Source organism: Paenibacillus eucommiae (genome assembly GCF_017874215.1).
Lineage (GTDB): Bacteria > Bacillota > Bacilli > Paenibacillales > NBRC-103111 > Paenibacillus_AI > Paenibacillus_AI eucommiae.
This window is the reverse complement of sequence record NZ_JAGGLB010000002.1, coordinates 240,736-260,563: the sequence shown is the minus strand read 5'-3', so window position 1 is coordinate 260,563 and position 19,828 is coordinate 240,736. Positions and strand designations below refer to the sequence as shown.

Annotated in this window: 14 protein-coding genes and 1 other annotated feature; of the genes, 10 read left to right on the top strand and 4 right to left on the bottom strand. The window is 46.0% G+C overall.

The features are described 5' to 3' along the window. Positions 1 to 126 precede the first annotated feature (126 nt). The 3 genes from J2Z66_RS03595 to metG form a co-directional block, all read right to left on the bottom strand. Complete coding sequence (locus J2Z66_RS03595) at positions 127 to 1,620, bottom strand: MutS-related protein (protein WP_209969985.1); 1,494 nt, start codon at positions 1,618 to 1,620, stop codon at positions 127 to 129. Next, positions 1,617 to 3,146 (bottom strand): MutS-related protein, encoded by a 1,530-nt coding sequence (locus J2Z66_RS03590; protein WP_209969984.1) that lies wholly within the window; start codon positions 3,144 to 3,146, stop codon positions 1,617 to 1,619. The genes J2Z66_RS03595 and J2Z66_RS03590 overlap by 4 nt, the downstream gene beginning before the upstream one ends. A 133-nt stretch (positions 3,147 to 3,279) precedes the next feature. Next, a complete protein-coding gene (gene metG, locus J2Z66_RS03585) occupies positions 3,280 to 4,905 on the bottom strand; it encodes a methionine--tRNA ligase (RefSeq protein ID WP_209969983.1) in 1,626 nt (541 codons plus the stop codon). A gap of 79 nt (positions 4,906 to 4,984) precedes the next feature. Next, positions 4,985 to 5,245: a binding site (T-box leader), on the bottom strand. 179 nt (positions 5,246 to 5,424) lie between these two features. On the opposite strand from metG, the gene J2Z66_RS03580 reads away from it, so the two are divergent. After that, on the top strand, positions 5,425 to 5,643 hold the full coding sequence (locus J2Z66_RS03580; protein ID WP_209969982.1) for an ABC transporter substrate-binding protein: 219 nt from the start codon (positions 5,425 to 5,427) through the stop codon (positions 5,641 to 5,643). A gap of 244 nt (positions 5,644 to 5,887) precedes the next feature. Here J2Z66_RS03580 and J2Z66_RS03575 read toward each other — a convergent pair whose 3' ends face one another. Next, positions 5,888 to 6,223, bottom strand: a complete 336-nt coding sequence (locus tag J2Z66_RS03575) for a right-handed parallel beta-helix repeat-containing protein (RefSeq protein ID WP_209969981.1) — start codon at positions 6,221 to 6,223, stop codon at positions 5,888 to 5,890. 158 nt (positions 6,224 to 6,381) lie between these two features. On the opposite strand from J2Z66_RS03575, the gene J2Z66_RS03570 reads away from it, so the two are divergent. From J2Z66_RS03570 to J2Z66_RS03530, 9 genes are all read left to right on the top strand, one after another. After that, positions 6,382 to 7,104, top strand: coding sequence for a response regulator transcription factor (locus tag J2Z66_RS03570; RefSeq protein ID WP_209969980.1), 723 nt, complete (start codon positions 6,382 to 6,384; stop codon positions 7,102 to 7,104). Continuing rightward, entirely contained in the window at positions 7,097 to 8,848 is a 1,752-nt protein-coding gene (locus J2Z66_RS03565; protein ID WP_209969979.1) for a cache domain-containing sensor histidine kinase, read from the top strand. Before J2Z66_RS03570 ends, J2Z66_RS03565 begins: the two co-directional genes overlap by 8 nt. 494 nt (positions 8,849 to 9,342) lie before the next feature. Then, positions 9,343 to 10,203, top strand: coding sequence for an ABC transporter permease (locus tag J2Z66_RS03560; RefSeq protein WP_209970318.1), 861 nt, complete (start codon positions 9,343 to 9,345; stop codon positions 10,201 to 10,203). Beyond that, complete coding sequence (locus J2Z66_RS03555; protein ID WP_209969978.1) at positions 10,197 to 11,063, top strand: carbohydrate ABC transporter permease; 867 nt, start codon at positions 10,197 to 10,199, stop codon at positions 11,061 to 11,063. Before J2Z66_RS03560 ends, J2Z66_RS03555 begins: the two co-directional genes overlap by 7 nt. 35 nt (positions 11,064 to 11,098) lie before the next feature. Beyond that, entirely contained in the window at positions 11,099 to 12,628 is a 1,530-nt protein-coding gene (locus J2Z66_RS03550) for an extracellular solute-binding protein (protein WP_209969977.1), read from the top strand. A 14-nt stretch (positions 12,629 to 12,642) separates the two neighbouring features. Beyond that, entirely contained in the window at positions 12,643 to 15,021 is a 2,379-nt protein-coding gene (locus J2Z66_RS03545) for an FAD-dependent oxidoreductase (RefSeq protein ID WP_245375253.1), read from the top strand. Continuing rightward, positions 15,018 to 17,315, top strand: coding sequence for an NHL repeat-containing protein (locus J2Z66_RS03540; RefSeq protein WP_209969975.1), 2,298 nt, complete (start codon positions 15,018 to 15,020; stop codon positions 17,313 to 17,315). Before J2Z66_RS03545 ends, J2Z66_RS03540 begins: the two co-directional genes overlap by 4 nt. 750 nt (positions 17,316 to 18,065) lie before the next feature. After that, the gene (locus tag J2Z66_RS03535; RefSeq protein WP_209969974.1) at positions 18,066 to 18,947 is read left to right on the top strand and encodes a carbohydrate ABC transporter permease; all 882 of its coding nucleotides are present in this window, start codon (positions 18,066 to 18,068) and stop codon (positions 18,945 to 18,947) included. Continuing rightward, a complete protein-coding gene (locus J2Z66_RS03530; RefSeq protein ID WP_245375252.1) occupies positions 18,944 to 19,807 on the top strand; it encodes a carbohydrate ABC transporter permease in 864 nt (287 codons plus the stop codon). The genes J2Z66_RS03535 and J2Z66_RS03530 overlap by 4 nt, the downstream gene beginning before the upstream one ends. Positions 19,808 to 19,828: the final 21 nt, after the last annotated feature.

Below are 19,828 nucleotides of genomic sequence, written 5' to 3'. Positions count from 1 at the left end.
ACTTTTGTATGAAAATCAACAGGCAAGTTTAACATAGCCAAAGGAATAAGTAGTTGTCTGAGGCCGTTACCTGCATGGGTAATGGCTTCGTGCCGAAAGGGGGCCGCTTCAAGCTCAAAGCCCAACTCAATGTCCGGTATGTTCAATGATAGCACGGTACAAATCTTCACCATAGCTTGTAGGCTGAGGGACCCCGGCGCTTAATTTAAAGGACCTTGTTCCCCTATCGTTTCGTTCCGGCGCTAAAAACACCGCCTGTTCTAGCCCTCCCGTGTATGCCCATTCCGCCAATTCATAGAAATGCGTAACGATAAATACCTTAAGCTTCAATTCATGGCAGACGGAAAGCAGATCTTTGGCGATAAGCGAGCCTTCCTTTTCTGTTGTGGAAGCAAATGGCTCGTTCATTAATAGCAGCGAACCCGGAGTCAGATGATCGATGAATGCATTTAGCCTTGAAAGCTCTTCATCCAGCTTGCCGCTGTTCAAAGTTCGATCCTCTTCACGAGTGAAATGAGAAAAAATGCGGTCACAGAGATTCGACTCATAGAAAGCGGCTGGAACGAACATGCCGCACTGCATCATAAGCTGTGCCAACCCAATACTTCGCAAAAAGGTCGTTTTGCCTCCTTGATTTGCCCCTGTAACGATGAATACGGTTTTGTCCTCTGCCCGCAAACCATTCGTGACCGGCTGCTGCCTGCTGATCATGGCTAAAACCGGCTCGTACAAGCCTCGAAAGGTGAGGCTCCTCGAACCGGGGCCAAGGGGCAAGGGAAAGGATATTTCACAGCCGAGATTTACAAGCTCCTCATGCAAATGTAAGCATCCTACATAGAAGCTGCTCTCAAAACGCAGCAAATCTGCAAAGCTTAAAGTCTCGTCGATAAACCGCTTTAATATTTTTAGGATATGATTCTGGACAGTTTCTTCGATTTCACTAAAGTTATGTTCAAAATGAACAAGCGTCGAAGCTTTCCCTATTTTTTTTGCCGATAAAAACGACTGTTCGGCATATACCTCCCGGAGGGTATACCGGATTCCCTTTAAACCTTCACCAATTCTTGCTCCGATCACCAGCCGGGTTCCCCGGATCGCTTGCTGAAGAAGTCTGAGATGCTGATTCGCTCCAGACAAAAAGCTATCGGGGTATCTAAGATCAAGCCTGTTGAAGAAAGCGGCCAATCCGCCCGAACGATAGTGCGCTTTGTGCAACAGTCCTAAGTCCCGCAGCTTCTTGAGGTTGATAAGGATAACTTCCAGCAGCGATACGGCTGTTTTCAATTTTTCTCTGACAGGTATATTTCTCGAGTAATTAGGTTTCATTTGCGACCTGTAAGCATCCGCTTGTTCGGCGATGTCAGCTGCAGCAGCGTATATGCTTTTGATAAGGGCAGGATGATTCATACCATCCTTTAAGATTTGCTGTCTGTACTTAAGCGTGTCTACGGACATTTCACTGTGCATAATAACCTGCTTCGAGCTGTTGTACATATAAGTGTCCTGACGGGCCATCCTCTCCAGGAGCGGAGGCAGCTGCAAGTCCTGGATTAGTTCCTGGTCATAAACCAGGGGAAGATAGTAAGGATCCTGATGATCATATAGCAAGGCTGGTTTCATGCCTGGATCCTCTCCTTCATTCTAGCCGGTGTCAGGCCGTATTTAGAGGCGATTGAGGAGGCGTACACCAGACCATCGGCTACTTTTCTTGAGATCAGGAAGGTCCGTTTAGCCGGATCATTAGGATCAGCAGCAGCGACAAGACTAACCGTATTTTTATGTGAAGTGGCGATTTCCAAGAGGTGGGTGACGAATAAACAGATTGTACCTTGAAGCCTTAGCTTATCTAAGAGTTTCTTGCTCATCGTATGGGCGTCTAAGGTTGATGTTGTGGCAAAAATTTCATTCAAAATAATAACACTATACCCCGTGGCCTTATTCAAAATAGGCTTAAGTCTAAGAAGCTCATCTTGTAATTGTCCTGTATTTGCTTCCAGATGCTCCTTGGAGGGGAAATGCGTAAAAAGCTGATCTAACGCAAAGAGCTCTGCCTGCTGGCAGGGTACCGGACAGCCGATCGAAGCCAGATGCAGAATTTGACCGAGTGATCTGGCAAAAGTGGTCTTGCCCCCCTGATTGGGGCCTGTCAATACAAAAATGCTTTCATGGGTATGTACATCAAAATCATTGCAGATCACCTGTTTTCCTGTATTCAGAAGGGAGGAAGCTAAGGAAAGATCGTAGCCGGCCATGATATGCAATTCTTTGGAATCGGAAAGAGTAGGATAGCAGTAATGCAGGCCCTGCCGCTGTAAGCCTTGAAAATACTGGAGACAAGCCAGATAAAATTGTAATTCCCTTGCAAAGGTAAGGATCGCCGGATCGATAAATCCCTTATACTTGGAGCCAAAGGTTTTGAGTGCGCGGAAGGGTTCAGGCTGCTGCTTTCTGAGAATGTTCAATACATCTGCTTCTAGCCCTGAAAGCTGAAGTCCTGTAAAAAAGCGAATCGTAAAATCTTCGTCCATGTTCTTTTCAGTCTGGAAGGTTTCGCTTAACGATTGGCAATAGTCCATTTCATTATCATGAGGAAAGATCGTAATCTTCCTGTCAGCAATGAGCATGCTGTACTGAATGCGTTCAAAACTTTGCTGCAGCTCATTGACTTCCTCATAAAGTGCAGAGAAATAGGCACCATCTATAAATGCTGTTAACCAGTTGTAAACAAAGCGCATCCCCGCCGAATGCAGCTTGGCAGAAGTCAAGATATGATGTAAGTCCCTAATGGATTGACAATAAAGCAGGGCCCCGTCTGCCAGCCATTTGTCCTGCTGCTCCTTGTCTTTAAAAGACTCACTGTAGGCAGCATATTGACGCGTCTTCCGCATGTTTTGCGAGAAAACGGCCAAAGGTTCTATTAAACGACCGTATTCCATATCTTTCATCACTGCGATGCGATATTGAATGGCGTTTCTATTGGGCAGCTTTTCATAAAAAAGAGCTGTGAGCTCATATTCTTCTTTTCCCGTTAACAGCTCCCGGATAATGCTGTCCATATGAATATCATGAAAAAAATCAGGTCTGGAGCTCTCCTTCATCGTTTTCGACGGAGAACAGGGTTCGAATAAGATACTTGTATATTCCATGTGTAGTTCGAGACTCCTTTCACAAATATTTTGGCTGGAGTTACTAATATTATTACAAATATATTCCAATCCAACAATAGAGAAGAGGGGGCGGAAAATCTAATTAGAATGCTACCCCCGGCCTGCTGGCAGCTTAAGGCGAACCAAGCAGCTTGCTTTCTTCTTCTTGAATCCTGCTGATGTCAATCCGTTCAAACAGAATTTCAGGAGCCTGGAGCGATTGCCCTGGCTTTACTTCCGAATAACTCCAAGCAGGCTGTGAAATAGCCAGGAAGGTCCTGATTTTGTTACAAGCAAAAGGTAAAAAGGGTTCAAGCAAATTGGATAAATTGGCTATGATTTGCACGCAGGTATATAAAGTAGCTTTACATGCCTCCGGATTTTCTTTCCATTGCGCCCACGGCTTTCGCTCATCAAAAAATTTATTTGAACTGCGGATAAAGGTAAAGATGGCCTCAAGCGCCGCTTTGAACTTACCTGCTTCTATTAGCTCCCCAGCTTGATCATAAAGCTCCAAGATTTGCTCCTTTATGCTTTCGTCCATTTGCGATTCAGGTACAGCACCTTCAAATGACTTCACAATAAACATCAAATTCCGGTTAACGAAGTTTCCGAAAGCGCCAATAAGCTCACCGTTATGACTATAAATAAATTCTCTCCAGGAAAAATCAGTATCTCTGTTTTCCGGACCGTTAATGATCAAGAAATATCTGAGTGAGTCCGGGTTATAATGCTCTAGCATATAAGGCACCCATACTGCCCAGTTCTTACTTGTCGAAAATTTCTTGCCCTCTAAAGTTAAATACTCACTCGAAATGATGGCATCAGGCAAATGCAGATCGCCTGTTCCAAGCAATATGGCAGGGAGGATCAGAGAGTGAAAGGGGATATTATCCTTTCCGTGTACGTAATAAGCCTTCGTGTCATCAGACCAAAAGGGTTCCCATTGGGTCTGATGAATCTCAGCCCACTTCATACTCGCGGACAAATATCCGCATACCGCTTCGATCCAAACGTATATTTTTTTGCCCTCAAATCCTTGAATGGGCACATTGACACCCCAGGGTAAATCTCTCGTTGCAGCGCGGTCATGAAGGCCTTCCTTCAAATATCTCTTCGTTAGTTGAATCGCGTTTTCTCTCCACCCAGTCGCTCGCCCGACGTATGTTTCCAGCTCAGCTTGAAATTTAGACAGGGCAAGGAAATAGTGATCAGTGTAGCGAACGGAAGGGATGCTTTTACATAATTTACATTTGACATCAAGCAGCTCTGATGGGTCCAGCAATGCAGAGCAAAAATCGCATTGATCCCCCCTGGCAATTTGACGACAATGCGGACATGTTCCTTCAACATAACGGTCTGGCAGGAACTGATCGCAAGCTAGGCAATATGTTTGTTCCACACTTTTTTTGTACATATAGTCATTCTCCAGTAATTTAAGAAACAAGTGTTGTACTACCTTATGATGAAAAGCATCATCTGTTCGGGTGTATAAATCATACGAAAATCCGAGCTTCTGGAAGCATTCAACAAATTCGTTGTGATAACGTTCTGCAATCTCCCTAGGTGTTACTCCTTCTTGGTTAGCTTGAATTGAAATGGGTGTTCCATGGCAATCACTTCCCGAAACGTAGAGGACATCTTCACCCTTCAGCCTGAAATATCGAGACAAAATATCTCCAGGCAGCAAGCTGGCTACGCGCCCTAAATGCAAGGAGCCGTTAGCATAGGGCCATGCACCACCAATAAAAATGCTCATTTGTATCCATCCCTTCTGTGTTTTTTTTTTCAAAAAAAGCCTAGAAATAACATACAGACAACAAAAAAACTCCCATCCCATAAAGGACGAGAGCTATACTCACGTGTTACCACCTAATTTTATCAATATCTCACAACATTGACCTCTTCAGGTACGCCACCAATAAGTGGTTATACCCTAGCTCAATAACGGGAGCACCCGGTACATTCTACTTCCTAATGAGGGTTCGATGTACAGCTCTGAGACCATGTTCATTAGACGTTTCTTTACTCCTTCTCAGCTACCGGAGTTCTCTGTACAAAGCTTTTGTCTAATTACTCTTTCTCATCATTGCTTGTTGTATATTTCATTTAATATCCAATTATAAACAGGAAATACCTGGAATTCAAGATCTGAGGAAAATATTTTTTTGTTTTATGTATTGTATACTCATTCATAACTTGTTGAAGCGGGGACGGTTTTCCATTACAATTAATGAAAATGATTATCAATAATTTTTTTTAAATAAGGTGATGACTCTTGACTCTACATCCTGCTGCCGATTATATCTTTGTATTGATTCAGGGTGAAGCTTCGAGGCCGCTTATGGAAGAGTTCCAGCAGAGCGCATTGTGGAGAAACCTTCCTGCGGTCCAAGCCGGACAAGTGTTTAAAGTGCCAAGCAACTATTGGATGGCAAGCGGAGCAATAGCCAATACGAAGAAGATCGATGATGTCTTGCAAGCTATCGTGAAGTAAATATTAGCATTGAAAATCCGCAGCTGAATATATGACCTTAAGCAAAGAACCCGGAAATGATCCTACCAAGGCCAAGCCTTGATCTGAATCATCTCCGGGTTCTTTCATCTTGAGGAAAAAGGAACAATTGGAATGAGAGGATGCCCAAAGGAGACAGCAGCTCAGACTATGTTTTGGATTTATTTTGTTAACTCCTGGTTGTTAATTTGGGTTTCGCCTGCTTTTAATTGTAAGGTTGCATTGATTAATTTGTTGTTTTAATCTCATATTTTGGAGCGCCTATGCCTGCGTATAGCGTTGAGATTCCTTTTGCTGCCATGTTGGTTGTAATGTTATTTCCAATGACAGAAGTGCTGTAGATATCAAAGGGTTTATCCTTGTCCCAAATGCTATTGAATTTGATAATTTCTGTGCTGGCACTAGTGATATTATTGGCCGTTATGGTGTTGTTTTCGATCGTTGCTTTTTTGGCGGCATTGATATGGATGGCTGAAGCATTTCCCAATTTGGGACAAAATGATTCAGTGGGGCGCTTTATTAAGTCCTGCGGGAATTTTTGCTTATGTGGTACAATAAACATGGTTAAATCATCGATTTAGCAGTAAACATCATGTAAGCGCTTCGCAAAATCGTTAATTTTCTGACATTTCGCCGATTTGAGTGCCTATTTCCGGTGCTCAGCTCATTATATAATAAGAGGAAATCATAGATGTTTGTAACAGGATGGAGGGGGCTTTGGTGGATCTAACCAAGGTACTGGTCGTTGATGATGAAGTGCCAATTCGTGAGAATCTGCGTATGTTTTCCTGGGCTCAGCATAATTTTGCTCTGGTAGGTGAGGCACGTCATGGACAGGAGGCTTTGGCATTATGTCGAAGTAGGGAGCCTGATATCATCTTGACGGATATAGTTATGCCTGTCATGGATGGCCTGAGTCTAACCCGTCATATCAAAGAATGGAGACCAGAGGTTCAGGTTATTTTACTGACTTGTCACAGTGACTTTAGCTACGCCAGAGAGGCATTGGTGCTGGGCGCTTGTGACTATTTATTGAAAGGCACTTATCGGGACCATGAGCTGCTCGCGTCTTTGAATAAGGCAAAGGGGCTTATGTCCAAAAAAGAGAGTGATGTGCCTGAAAAGCGCTATGAAATTCGAAGTGCGGTTTCTTACGTAAATGAGCATTTAAAGGAGTCCTTTGGCATTCCGGAAGTTGCAAAGCATGTTGGCCTTAGCACGAGTTATTTCGGTGCTCTGTTTCGCAACGAAACAGGAGAAGCCTTTCAAGACTATGTGAAAAGAATCAGACTTGAGAAGGCTGGTTATTTGCTGCGTCACAGTCCAATGAAGGTTTACGAGGTTGCCGCGGAGACGGGGTTTCCCAATTATCGTTATTTTACGGACGTATTTCGCCGGCAGTATGGCAAATGTCCGAGGCAATATAGAGGATCGGATGATTAATTCGCGCAAAGTGTTCAACAGTATGTTCGTGAGGCTTTTTCTAACCCTTGCATTGGCGAGTCTGCTTGTTTTCTCTGGCCTGCTATATAGTGCGCTTAGCAGTTCACGGGAAGCACTCAGTAAGCAAAAATCGGCAGATATGACTATTTTTATCGAGCGGACGGGGCAATATCTGGAGCTTTATTTGCAGAACATCCGCAATATATTAATCAATGCATCAGCTGATATTGACGATACCTTACTGAAGGATCCCAAGAAGCTCGAGAACATGCTAAGAGGAAATATCGAACAGAACAGTTCCATCATCTCACATATGTTCGTATTGCGGGAGGACGGTTCGGTCGTTTCCAGCAACCAGCTGATATATGATGTAGTCGGTCACCCGGAGCTGCCCAAAATTGCCCGTATCGCTCATGAGAACCGCGGGCTTGTCAACTGGAGTGAGCCCTATTATACACCGCTCCAGGTAGGGCAGACGATAGCTTTTGCACTGGCGCTTAAGGGTGGCGATGGCATCCTTCTGGTTGAGATTAATACAAATCAGTTGACTAAACGGCTTAATGAGATGCTGTACAGCTCCGGGCAGGGATTCACTTTGTTTACGAATCAAGGTCATATCGTTTCCTACAACCCCTATAGCAGCATAGTACCCTACAAACACGCAACATTGCCTCCTGAAATGGAGGACAGCTTCACCAACGCGCTGACCCAACTACCTAATGGCGTAAGCCGCATTGAAGGTGCGGATGGCCCGCTTATGGCTGTGAAAAGCAAGCGTTATGAGCTAGGCTGGTATTTGGTCACGCTCACCGATGAACGTAAATTCAATGAAGCAGGGCAAAGCCTCGTCGTTCGTTTTCTTACGATCGGAGCGCTTTGGTTTTCTTTGCTCATTGTATTGACGCTTGGTATCAGCCGTTATTTTACGATCCCCATCAATCGTCTTGCCCTGCAAATGGACCGGGTTCGTGGTGAACGCCTAGCCGTTCCACCGCGGCAAATCGAACGCAAGGATGAAATAGGCAGGCTTTCGCTTAGCTTCTACACCATGATGGGACGCATTCAAGAATTGCTGCAGACAGTAAAGGAAAATGAAGAACGTAAAAAAGAAATCGAACTGCTGCTGCTGATCAATCAAATTCGTCCTCATTTTCTTTATAATACGTTAGCCTGCATTGGAAGCTTGGCGAAGCAGCACAGGGTCCAGGAAGTAGAGGAAACCATACGTTCCTTGATCCAGCTTCTTTCCTACAGCATTGGCAAAACGGATAATGCCACCTTGGAAGAGGAGTTCCTGGCGCTTCGTTCTTATGTACAAATTCAAAAGATTAGATATGGTGAAGCTTTTAACTATGTGGAGGAACTGGGAGCAGAGTTCGCTCAGATTACTGTGCCCAAGCTGATTCTGCAGCCGCTGCTGGAAAACTCTATATTTCATGGATTGGCCGTCAAAGGCGAAGGCACTGTCTGGATTCGAGCAAGAGCCGAGGAAGGCAAGCTTCTACTTACAGTTAGAGATGATGGTCAAGGCATGACGGACACGCAGATTAAGCAGACACTTATGGCGCTTGCGCCTTCAGAGCAAACGGATCTTTCGAATCTGCCCGCCGGAGTGCGTCAGGGAATAGGCTTGTCCAATGTGCAGGAGCGCATTCGCATTCATTACGGCCAGGAGTATGGCCTGGAAATTCGTTCCGAGCCTGGCCTCTGGACAGAGGTCGTCATTTCGCTTCCACTTCCGTAAGCTGAGCCTATGTGAAGCGCGAAATTTATATGTTCATTATCCCTTAGTCTCAGGAAGGAACCCTGGATGGCTGTCCGTTTGAGGCCTAGGTGTTCATGCGCACTGCGTGTGCCAGAGAGAGTCAGCTATGGGATGGAGAGCGCTAGCGTCCGCCTTTCAAGATGTGTTCCTACCCCCTGATCGATTGAAGGGAACACATCTTGAACAGCGGTGGAATCCCATAGCTGACTCTCTCCCCCGCACCAACGTCATGAACATGCACCTCAAAGGACGCCGCCAGGCGTCCTTCTCGTTAATCTACTGACATTTTCGTGTCTGATCTGCATATTTTACCCATAGAATCCCCGTTATAATAAAGCTTGTAAACAGCTTGATACATAAAGGGGGGAAGCTTGGTGGACGTACAGACATCTCCAAACGTCGGGAAATTGTCCGTACCGCGCCAAAGAAAAAAATGGTGGAACAAGCTGTGGAAGTACCGTGCGCTCTACTTGATGCTCATACCTGGTCTGCTCTACTATGCGATTTACGTATACGGTCCAATGTATGGTGTCATTATTGCTTTTAAAGATTACAACTTCATTAAGGGGATAACGGCAAGTCCATTCGCAGATCCATGGTACAAACATTTCAAAGCGTTTTATGATTCACCGTACTTTTTTCAAATTTTAAGAAACACGCTCTTGATTAGTTTGTACAAATTGGTCTGGGGGATGCCGCCTGGCATTATACTGGCTATTATGCTAAATGAAGTGCGCAATAAGGCATTCAAGCGCGTCGTTCAAACCATCAGCTACTTACCGCATTTTTTATCTACGGTCATCATTTACGGCTTATTAATTGCTTTATTATCACAAACCGACGGATTGATTAACCAGTGGATCAAAGCTTTTGGCGGTCCAACGATCCCTTTCCTGACTTCAACGGACTGGTTCCGCAGCATGCTGGTAGCATCAGGACTTTGGCAGAACGTGGGCTGGAGCGCAATCATTTATTTGGCGGCCATATCGGGGATTGACCCATCGCTGTATGAAGCGGCACGATCTGATGGGGCAGGCAGGTTTCGAATGATTTGGCATATCACGCTTCCAGGCATCCGCAATGTGATTCTTTTGCTGCTGGTTCTAAGACTGGGACATATTCTAGACGCCGGTTTTGAACAGATTTACATTTTCTATAATGTACATGTATATCCAGTCGCAGATATTATTGATACTTGGGTATTTCGCGTTGGGCTTGAGCAGATGGATTTCAGTTTGGCAACTGCTGTAGGCTTGTTTAAAACCCTGATCGGCATTGTTCTGGTCGTTGGTGCCAATAAGCTGGCCAGACGTTGGGAGGGGTCCATATGGTAACAGAATCATGGAAAGATAAAATATATATGTTCTTTGTATACGCTTCCCTGGCAGCTCTTTGCATCATTATTCTTTTTCCGCTTATGTATGTGGTCAGCGTCTCGCTTACCCCTTACAGTGAAGTATTGAAGCAAGGGGGCTTTCTGGTTTTTCCGAAAAAAATAACACTGGCAGCGTACCGGGCATTTCTAAGTGACAGTATGATACCACATGCTTATTCCGTTACTATTTTTATCACGGTTGTAGGTACATTTATTAATCTGTTGCTAACGTCTATGATGGCCTACCCGCTGACTAAAAAGTATTTACCCGGACGCAATTTCTTCCTGCTGCTGATTGTATTTACTACATTATTCGGCGGGGGCATGATTCCAACCTATTTAATTGTAAAAGCGACTGGCCTGCTCGATTCAGTTTGGGCTATGATTATTCCCAGTGCGATAGGCTCATTCAATCTTTTGGTAATGAAAGCGTTCTATGAAAATTTGCCGGAAAGCTTGGATGAGGCGGCCCGAATCGATGGTGCGGGAGAAACGAATATTATGATTCGTATTGTGCTTCCTTTGTCACTGCCGATCATGGCAACTGTTGGACTTTTTTATGCGGTAGGGCACTGGAATGAGTTTTTCTCCGCTATTATTTACATTAGTGATCGCAAGCTGCATCCCCTGCAGGTTATTTTGCAGACCATATTGAGATCTACGCAAGGCTCGGCGGAACTCAACGTGGAGGAAACGCTGCCTACGGTATCTCTGCAAATGGCCGCGGTTGTGCTAACGGCACTGCCCATCGTGATGGTGTATCCGTTTATTCAAAAGTATTTCACCAAAGGTGTTCTTCTGGGTTCAGTTAAGGGCTGACATTCAATGATATGAAGAGAGAGGCGGTCGTTTATATGCAAAATTGGAAAAGTGGCTTCATCGTGCTGTTATTATGTGTTGGATTAGTACTCACTGCTTGCGCGGCAGACAAGAAAAAAGAACCAGCTGGAAGCACATCCCCAACCCCTGAACAGACTGATCAAGGTGCTAAGGAAACGGCAAAACCAGCGGAGCCTGTCAAATTTAGCGTATTTATTGCCGGCAGCGGCGGAAATCCTCCACAGGAGGAAGATCCGATTTTGCAGCAGCTGAACAAGGATTTGAACATGGAAATGGACTTTAATATCGGGATTACGGAGTATCATCAAGTGCTTACAGCAAGAATTGCCGGGGGTACGCCACCTGATGTGTTTGGGGTTACCCAAGGCACGCTGAAGACGTTTGTGGAACAGGATCTTTTGCTGGATATTGGCAATTATCTCGATAAGCTCCCGAACATTAAAAACGCATATACCGAGACAGATCTGAAAAAAGGGATGTTTAATGGAAAAATGTATGCTTTAGCGAAACGGCCTTCGATTCCGATGGACTCCTATTGGATTCGCGCTGATTGGTTAAAAAAGCTGGACATGAAAGTGCCAACAACGCTGGAAGAGTTTAAAGAGGTACTCGTCGCATTTACGGAAAAGGATCCGGACGGAAACAACAAGAAGGATACTTACGGGCTGACGGGTGCAGATCTCCCGGCATTCAACGGGATTTTCTCTACATTTGGCATTGCCCCTCCCGGACATTGGATGATTAGAGACAATAAAGTCGTTTATTCTACGACAGATCCGATTACGAAAGACGCGCTTGGCTTTATTGCCGGTCTGATCAAATCAGGGGTTGTGGATCCTGAAATTGTAACGAACCAAAATCCGCTGGATAAGGCATTCAAAGGTCAGGCAGGCGTGATCGCAATCAATTGGTCTGCCATTGCTACAGAAGCAGCGAAGAAGACTTATAAGGATATTAATGCGAACGCTGAGTGGATACAGCTTGACGCTTTGACCGGTCCAGGCGGCAAGTATTTCAGTATTTGGGATGTCGGCAGCAGCGGCCCGATGATTGTACTGTCCAAAGCACTGGAGAAAGAACCGGAAAAACTCGATAAAGTGCTCGAATACCTGAACTACATTACCGATCCGGGCAAGGGACAATTGACTGTCAACTACGGTATTGAAGGCAAGCATTTTGAAATGGTAGACGGTAAAGTCAAAGTACTGCCAGCGATTACGGAAACAGCCTATGCTTGGCAAGTACAGCTGACTGGCCGCAATGAGATGGATTATTTGAAAGCTAAATTCCCGGATCAGGAGACTGAGATTGATTTCGCCAAGAATTTACCGCGCATTAATGTGTACAGTTCCTTTGTTTCCCTTCCTGAACAAGTTATTGCCGATGAGCGCTATGAATATGAAGAGCTTATTAAGTTTATGTATGATAAAAGACCGCTTGCAGAATTTGACGCCTATGTGGAGAAGCTGAATTCGACCTTCTATTTACCTGAACGCACACAGAAAGCTGAATCAGAGCTGAAAGCATTAGGTTATGTGAAATGAGTGGAGTAAGCAGCATGAGGACGAATTGGCGTCAGATTGAAGAGCGTTACGACGTCGTCGTGTGCGGTGGGGGACTAGCGGGACTCTGTGCCGCTGTCTCCGCGGCCCGGCACGGGGCGAAGGTATGCCTTGTGCAGGACCGGCCGGTGTTTGGCGGCAACAGCTCGTCGGAAATTCGCGTGCCCCCTCAGGGGGCTGCGAGTTTTCATGCTTATGCCAGGGAAACAGGCATTGTGTCCGAGCTGCTGATCGAGGAGCGGGCGCGCAATCATGAGGAGCCGACACATGACAATGGCTGGATTAACAGTGTTTGGGATATGGTGCAATACGATTTGGTTATGGCTACGCCTAACCTGTCGTTCCACTTGAACACTGCTATTACGGAAGTGCTGCTGGCGGATGATAAGACAGTGGAGGCTGTTATCGGTCTAGTGAATCACGCGGAGACGGAACTGAAGCTGTGTGCAGATATGTTTATCGATTGTACCGGAGATGGCATGGTGGCTGCTCTTGCCGGCTGCGAGTGGCGAATGGGTACGGAAGGAAGGGACGAGTTCGGCGAACCTCATGCTCCTGTTCAGGGGAGTGAAGCTGTTATGGGCAGCTCCATCCATTTCAAAGCGAAGGATACCGGACGTCCTGTGCCATTCAAGGCTCCTGCCTGGGCCGTTACTTATGAGAATCCTGATTTTTTCTATAAACAGGGGAGATGGCCAGGCGAGCTGCGCGGCGGTTACTGGTGGATTGAATTGTCCGTCCCCTGGCATACCATATATGATAACGAACGGCTGCGCCATGAATTAACCCGTCATGTTCTAGGCGTCTGGGACTGGATTAAAAACAGGGACCCTGAGCTGAAGGAAGCTGCCGCCAATTATGCGATAGATTGGATGGGTCAGGTGCCTGGAAAGCGGGAAAGCCGGCGAATCCTCGGTCAATATTTCATGACGGAGCATGATCCGCTGGAACGTACGGTGTTTCCGGATGAAATCGCTTATGGCGGCTGGTTTATTGATCTGCACGAGCCGGGAGGGCTGCTTGCTCCTTTCAGCGAGAGATCTGCCATCGAGGGTCATGACAGCGCCTATACGGCCAAAAGCTATGTCGGACCTTATGGAATTCCGCTGCGGATTTTAATAGCACACAATATGAACAATCTGCTGATGGCTGGCAGGAACGTCAGCGTCACCCATGCTGCACTTGGCACGGTCCGTGTCATGGGCACAACGGCTGTAATGGGCCAGGCCGCAGGGACAGCGGCAGCTTTTGCCGTTCGTGAAGGCAGCTCCATGCTAGAATTATCGGAACAGAGCGTACGGAATGTGCAGCAGGCGCTGCTTCGTGACGGATGCTTTCTGCCTAATGCGGTGAACGAAGACGCGGATGATCTGGCTCAGTCAGCTGCCATCCGTGCAAGCAGTGAAGCGAAGCTGAGCGGAGCGGAGCCCGCCGACTGCACCTCTGGGGCAGCATCGCCAAATGAGCTGTTGAGGCAAAGACGAGGGCAATGGATCGCCGTTGGTAGCGATCGCTTAGAGAAGCTGTCTGTGTGTCTCAGCAGCGAAATGGAAAGCGTACAATTCGTTGAAGCAAGGCTGTATGCAGTGGATCATATTTGGGATTATAGAGTCGAACCTGGTTCAGCTCTCGCTACGGCCATGCTGACTGTAGAGCCGGGCTGCGAGCAATGGGTGGAATGGCAGCTTGGACTCGACGTATCGGCATATAAAGGGAAATATGTGAGGCTGGATCTATGCGAGCAGCCGCATGTACGATGGCGCCAGGCAGAAGCCGTCGAACCGGGCCATGTCAGCGCTTATGATCTGGGGACAGGACGGATGCGGCGGCTTGGCACTGGCGTGACACAGAGCTTTCGCGTCGAGCCTGCCCAATCTTGCTATGGGGCGGACCAGGTGATTAGCGGTGTTACCCGACCATATCGGTCTACCAATCTATGGCGTTCCGACCAGGCGCAGCCGATGCCGCAGTGGCTGGAGCTATCATGGGAGCAGCCTGTTGAGATAGGTCTGATTGAACTGACGTTTCCAGGTCATCTGCTGCGGGACTATCGTTCGTATCCTGCTTTGTACCATGACCCGCAGTGTCCGAAGGACATTACTGTCGAAGCTTTCGTAGAAGGAAACTGGGTGGGAATCGGTTCGATTGAAGGCAATTACCAACGCCGACGGTCTATCGTTCCGGAGTTTACGGGTCAATGTGAGCATAAGGACCATCCAGGCGATATAAGCGAAACGGCCGAAACAGAAAAATCCATTCGTACAGGCAGGATTCGCGTTACAGTGCAAGCCACAAACGGTGATCCGGCAGCAGCCATCTACGAAATCCGCTGTTATTCCCAGGCAAGCAAGAATATGTTGGAGGTAGGGAAATGAAGCATAATTTGTTAGCGCCGATGGCCGAAGAACATACCAGATTTGTACCGCTGCCTAATGAGAAAGGCCATAACTCCGTATGGGATTTCATACGATCCCCGGATGGCCGGTTTTATTTGAGTATTTGCGGTGAAGACGAGAAGCCATTGTCGGCGCTTTTGTACGAATATGATCCGAAGACCGGAGATACAAGGCTTATTTTTGATTTGGAAAAATCCTGGATCGTAACACCGACTCAGATGCCTCCTAGTAAAATTCATACGAGCATCGATTTTTTGCCTGACGGTAAATTGATCATGACAACGCATAATACCGCTCCTGCCCCTGGACATAAACGATGGTCTTACGAGCAGCATTATGAGCACACTTGGGAAGGCTATCCAGGATCGATTCTGATTATTGTTGATCCAGATACCAATGATGTAAATGTAAGAGGCATTCCTGTTCCGAGGGAAAGTATTTATGGCGGCATGCTAGGGAATGATCCAAATTATTATTATTTTCTGGGCTATATGAAGGGTCATTTCTACAGATTGGACTTGACAACAAATGAACTGAAGGATTATGGCAAGGTGTCGGAATATTCCAGCTGCCGGTTGATCAAAGATGACAAAGGAATCCTATATGGCGGTTCCTATACGGGAAGTCTGTGGAGGCTGGACCCTGCCAAGGACGAGATTGAGGATCTGAAAATTTACTTCGAATCGCCTCATGGAACGAAATACCGCAGGCAGTTCATTTATGGCTTGAAATCTTCCAGGGGGACATTGTTTCTAACCAATAATGTGGATGGAGAGATGATCGAGCTTAATCCGGAAACCCTTGAAGTGACGAGGCATGGATTTATACATCTACGTCCGGAGCAGCCGAGGAACCCGATTGTCGGCTACGCTATTGGAGGCCTTGCAGCTGACGAGAATTTCGTGTTGTATTATGGCTTGGAAACCTATCACGGCAAGGATATTATGCGGCTGGTCAGATGGGATATTCTAAATGGAGGAGAACCTGAAAATCTGGGTCTTATAGCTCCTGGCGGAAAGCAATCCCATTATGTATGCGAAATGTTATTTGATGACGACGGCTTGCTGCATATCGTAGATGTGTGTGGCGAGTATTCCCCTTACATTCTGGTTGCTGATGTTAAGAAGCTGCAGCCGCCTGCACCTGAGGAGAATAATGGGGTAGCTGAGCAAGAAATGCCGCTGTCTCATTTACCTGTGCTTGAGAGTGCGCTTTCTATCGAACAGAGCATGCATATGAATGAAAATAAACACTATTTTATGCATATTGAAGCTGAGAGAATCCGCACATTGGCGCTGCATAGACACATAGATTGGAAAAATTCTGCTGTTAACTATATGCGTGTATCGGAAGGAAAGGTCAGATGCATTACAGGAAGTGACGCTGTCTACCTTATCATTGCCGAAGAAGATAGTGAAGGTCTTGAGACGCTTGTAGTCCTGCACGAGCACGGTAAGCCTTTGTCCAGTATCTCTCTGACTCACCATGAGACGGCGATTCTGACATCTGACAATGTCCTTCTTGTAGCCAATCTTATAGATACTACAATTCAAGCTGCAATTAAGCTGCAAAATATTCAGGCTGAGCGGATCGTATGCAAACTGGATGACAAGACCCTTTTGATTAGTGATACGGATGACAGATTATCAAAGCTTCGAATCGCAGAAGGTGGGAGCCTGTCCTTGCTGCCGGATATTTGTTTAGCGTCAGCCAATGCCCACGTTATCGCCCTGGATCATGGACGTCTTTTGTTATCGGGAAGTGGCGATCAGCTGCTGGTTTACCATATTGCAACGCAGGAGACGGATGTGCTGAGTATTACTGCGCCTTCGGTCAGAGGCAGAGCATTTCAAGCTGCTGTAACTGGCGGTATCGTTATGAACGACGGCTCCATCGCTATAGGTACCAAAGACGGTCTGTTCGCTCATATAACTCCAGATCTTGTAAAGATCAAAAGTTACGGCAGACTGTATTCTACAGGAGGCTTGCGGGATTTCGTCTCCTTTAAGGGTAATGCGATCGTAGGCGTATATGGCGATGCCATGGATGCCGGGCATGTGTTTTATTTTTCGGAGGAAAAAGGCTTCGTTGATCTGGGCCGTCCGAGAGTGATTAAGGACAACAGCCAATTAGTTAACATTGATTCAGAATGGGCAAGCATACTGCATATTTCCTGTCTGGCTTATTGTGCAGAAAGCGATCTGCTATGTGCAGCTTCGGCCGAAGGCTATGACACCGTTATTAGATACAAAAACGCGGTTACCCCAAGCTAATTGGGTTGTAGAAAATTATAGCAAAGCGTTAGCGTTATTGTAAGCAAAAGTGAGGGAAAATGAGAAGAGGCTATTCCGAAAGTCAACCAATGACTTAGGGAGGGCCTCTTTTGGCTGATTTTTTGAATTTTAACGATGTTTTTCATTGCTAAAGGCAGCTTTTCGCGTACGGCCGGCTCTTTAGTGATGTTTTATATCACTAAAAGTATTTGTCCTTTCGGTCAGGAAAGAGACGTCTGCTGGCAGTCCGTTTGAGCGTGGCGTGTTCGGCACTTTGTAGCTGAGAGAGGGAAGGGCTGTGGGTGGAAAAGCGATAGCGTCCGCATTTAAAGATTTGTTCCAACCTCCACATCCATTCCATTCAAGGGAACAAATCTTTAACAGCGGTTGGAGCCCACAGTCCGTTCCTTTCTCCTTGCACTAACGTATGAGCACCCTCCTTAAAGGAAAAACGCAAGGTGTTTTTTCCTATTGATTTTTAAAACATGAAATGGTAGTATAACTAGTATGGTAGTTGAATATGAATGAAAGAAACAATTAAAGGAGTGAAGGTGGGGTTTGAGTGCTAGATATGAAGGAAGCGATTTCATTGGCGAATATGTGTTCCATCTTAGGTGAATATTAATCAGAAGGGGTTCATTGGGGTTCAATGGGTTTCAAGTGCTTCAATTGCTTCAATTGCTTCAAGTGAAGAGGGTTATGTAACGTATTGTCATCTGTATCAAGTTGAAAACAAGGAAAGGTGACGTTGTGGTTTCTAAATGGGTTGACAAAAATGTCCGCTATATATTTTCACTTCCGGCTGTGTTGTTTGTTGCTCTAATGGTAGTTTTCCCACTTGCTTATACGGGTTGGCTTAGCTTTCACGAATGGAGCATGTCAGGAACTGAAGCTCCCAAATGGGTAGGACTGGAAAACTATCTTGCTCTCATCAAAGATACGAGGTTCTGGGAAGCTACCGGACGGACACTGTATTTCTCTTTCGGTGTAGTGGTTGCAGAAACTTTGCTTGGCGTACTTATTGCGCTGCTGCTCAACCGGAGCTTTAAATTTAAAAATTTGGTCAAGACGCTTTTCCTGCTTCCTATGGTCTCAACTCCAGTTGCGATCGCCATGGTATGGATGCTGATCTATGAGCCAACAGTCGGCTTTGCCAACTTTCTGCTCGGGAAGTTCGGCATTGATCCGCAGTTATGGCTGGCTTCCTCCAGCACGGTGCTTCATTCTTTGATGCTTGTGGATATTTGGGAATGGACGCCTATGATCACGCTCATCGTGCTTGGCGGGATGACAACCCTGCAGTCGGAACCTTATGAATCGGCAGTAGTCGATGGAGCGAACAGATGGCAAATATTTTGGAAAATTACTTTTCCATTGCTGCTTCCAACGATCGTAGTCGCTATGCTGCTGAGAATGATCGATGCTTTGAAAACGTTTGATTTAATTTATGCGACCACGCAAGGCGGCCCTGGGAATTCTTCCGAGACCTTGAATACTTATGGGTATGTGCTCGGATTCAGTTTTTTCAAGGTGGGACTAGCTTCAGCTCTAATTATGCTGTTTTTGCTGCTTGTAGCGATGGTTAGTTTGTTTTTTGTCTACGTAAGAAAAAAGGCAGGGGTTGATCAATGATGCATGCAGCTTACCCGAATCAGGCGAAGCCGAAATCAGCGAGGTTTTCACGCAAAGCTATCAGCTCGGTCACATTCTATGTAGGACTGCTGCTTATTCTAGGGGTCATTTGCTTTCCCTTCCTTTGGATGATCCTGGCTTCGTTAAAAACACAGGTGCAAATTATGTCCATGGATCAATTGTTTGTGTTCAGTCCGATCCTGAATAATTATCAAACCGTATTCGGTCAATATGAATTTGTCAAACCGATTATGAACAGTCTGATCATCGGTGTTGCATCCACGCTCCTGGCTATATTGCTGGGGCTGCCTGCAGCCTATGCGATTTCCCGATACAAACAAAACATGCTGGGTCTTATTATATTGATGGTTCGTTTTATTCCCGGCATTACTTTTTTAATTCCATGGTACATTATTTTTTCCAAAATGGGGCTTGTGGATACACATTTCGCGCTGTCGTTGAGCCATCTGCTTATTAATTTGCCCTTCATTATCTGGATCATGATTCCTTATTTTGATTCCTTGCCCAAAGAGCTGGAAGAGGCTGCTATTGTTGACGGCTCCTCGATTGTCGGGCTGTTTCTGCGGATTATCGTGCCGCTTTCTGTTCCTGGCATTATTACCGCGTCCCTGCTTTCTTTTATTTTTTCCTGGAATAATCTCGTGTTTTCAATGGCACTTGCCGGAGGGAAGACGCAAACACTTCCGCTAGCCATTTTCAATTTTATTTCGTATGCAGCTATTGATTGGGGCGCTTTGATGGCTGCCGCGGTCTTGATCACCATCCCGATTCTGATCCTGTCATTAACGTCTCAACGATTTATTATGCAGGGTCTGACAGCCGGGGCCGTAAAGGGGTGACTATGAAAGGGGGAATCCTAA